Raw genomic sequence first — 1,974 nt, 5'->3', positions numbered from 1 at the left:
GTCTGGGGGAGGCAATGGTGGTGCGCCGCATCCGTCCATCATTGCGGGGCAGTAAGGCGTCCATCCCTGATCGGCGCTTGGTCGACATGGTTTGCCTTGGTGGACTGGACGTGACCGGCGTTCTGCGCGCGCATGGGTGGTCCGCCTTCGGAGAGCATCGGGATGTACTGCGCCGTGCCCTGTGTGCCGCGTTGGACCGGATGCAGGGCTACTGATCAAATAGGGGCTTGACGCTTAACTCCGTCGCAGGCATGTTCTTTGTCATCATCCACAACCACGCCCGCAGGTATCCCTCGCGGGCGTTTCGTGTTTCAACCGTGGAGGTCACCCCATGTATCGGGCCGGTAATGCGGTCATCACAGACGGAACCGAATTCAACGGGTCCTTCCCGGCCCCCACCGTATACGGGAGCGCGAAGTGTGTGTGTTTGGGGGAGGTAAACTTAAACTAAAGCCTAAACCGATGGAGGCTAAACGACAGGGGTTCTCAATATGGCCGGTCTTTCGGCAACTGATCTGGCGAAGGAATTGGGCGTCTCGAAGGGACGCGTGAGCCAGTATGTTGCGGCGGGCCAGTTGGAGGGGTGTTTTCGAGGGGATGGACGCCAGCGGCGGTTTGATCCGATCTTGGTGGCCAAGGCCTTAGGGCGTAACCTTGACCGGGGGCAGATGCTCGGGAATGGCTCGGGAACCAAAAAAGCACTCGGCCGGATTGCGGATGATCCAGCGCCGCCCCTAGAGGATCTGCCTAGAAGCTACCCGGCGGGTGCGACCGAGATCAAACCTGCGGACCCCTCGGCCTATGACATGGCCAAGACCCAAAGCGCGATTGAGGATGCCAGGCGCAAGCGGCGCGACAACCTGCTGGCCGAAGGGCAATATGTGCTCGCGGATGAAGTGGCCCGCCAAGTGGCGCGTGGCATCGGGCAGGAAATCAGAGAATTTGAAGCGGTGTTGCGCGATGGGGCCCGCCGGATCGCCGACGATCTGGGTGTAGACTTTCTGAAAGCGCGCCAGCTGCTGGTGCAAACTTTTCGCGCCCATCGGTCCACCCGCGCGGCCAGTCTTGCGGATCATGCAGGAGGGCAAGAGTTGACCGAAGCGGAACAGGCGGCAGACAGCTAGATGGGCTTTCTTGTCTCGGCGGGGTCGGTTGTGGCGCGGGCCATGGCGGCTGCGATGCTGCCACCGCCACCGCCGGACATCACGCGTTGGTGCGAGGCCAATATTGTCTTTGATGAGCGGTCGCCGATGCCGGGGCCGTTCAACATTCGCCGCTTTCCGTTTCTGGCCGAGATCCACGAGGTTCTGTCACCCGAACATCCGGCCCGCGAAGTGACGGTGCGCGGATCGGCGCAATGGGGCAAAACAGTTTCGATCATCAACCCGACGGTCGCGGCGTGGCATAAATACACACCTCTGGACAGTTTGGTCGTGCATCCAACCACCAGCGCCGCGACCGAATGGGCCAACAACAAATGGTTGCCGATGCGTCGGCAAGCGCCAAGCCTGCGCGAAATCTTTGGGGATGGGCGTGGCGGCGATAACAAAGACAATACGTTCAACCAAGAAACCCTGTCGCGCAATGGGTCGTTGAAAATCGCCTCGGCAGGGTCTCCCGATGACCTTGCCGGGACCACCCGCCGCCTTGTCATCCTGGACGATTTGTCAAAATTCATCATGACGCCGAAAGGTGACCCGGAGGAATTGGCAGTCTCGCGCGCCTCGGGGTTTGAGGATGCCAAGATTTTGCGGGTCTCTACCCCGCAGATCAAAGGCACCTGCCGTATATCCAACGTGTTCGCACGGTCGGACCAGCGATTTTACTATGTGCCATGCCCGCATTGCGGCCATGCGGCCCCTCTAACCTGGGAAAACTTTAAGGCGAATATCGACCCGGCCCGATTGCATGCGGCGTGCTTTACCTGCGACAGCTGCGGTTGTCTGATCCAACACGGCGACAAAGAGCGCATTG

Annotated in this window: 2 protein-coding genes and 1 pseudogene; all 3 read left to right on the top strand. The window is 60.4% G+C overall.

The window, feature by feature from the left end; genetic code table 11:
• Nucleotides 1-215 (top strand): annotated as a pseudogene (locus tag L0H65_RS19145) (hypothetical protein); the annotation flags it as partial.
• 276 nt (nt 216-491) lie between these two features.
• Complete coding sequence (locus tag L0H65_RS19140; RefSeq protein ID WP_301460782.1) at nt 492-1,124, top strand: hypothetical protein; 633 nt, start codon at nt 492-494, stop codon at nt 1,122-1,124.
• Nucleotides 1,125-1,974, top strand: an 850-nt coding sequence (locus L0H65_RS19135; protein WP_301460781.1) for a phage terminase large subunit family protein, incomplete at its 3' end; no start/stop codon positions are given.

It is taken from the genome of Pseudorhodobacter sp. (assembly GCF_030452865.1).
Taxonomy (GTDB): Bacteria; Pseudomonadota; Alphaproteobacteria; order Rhodobacterales; family Rhodobacteraceae; genus Pseudorhodobacter.
The sequence above is the reverse complement of the archived record's forward strand: the minus strand, read 5'-3'. Positions and strand labels throughout refer to the sequence as shown.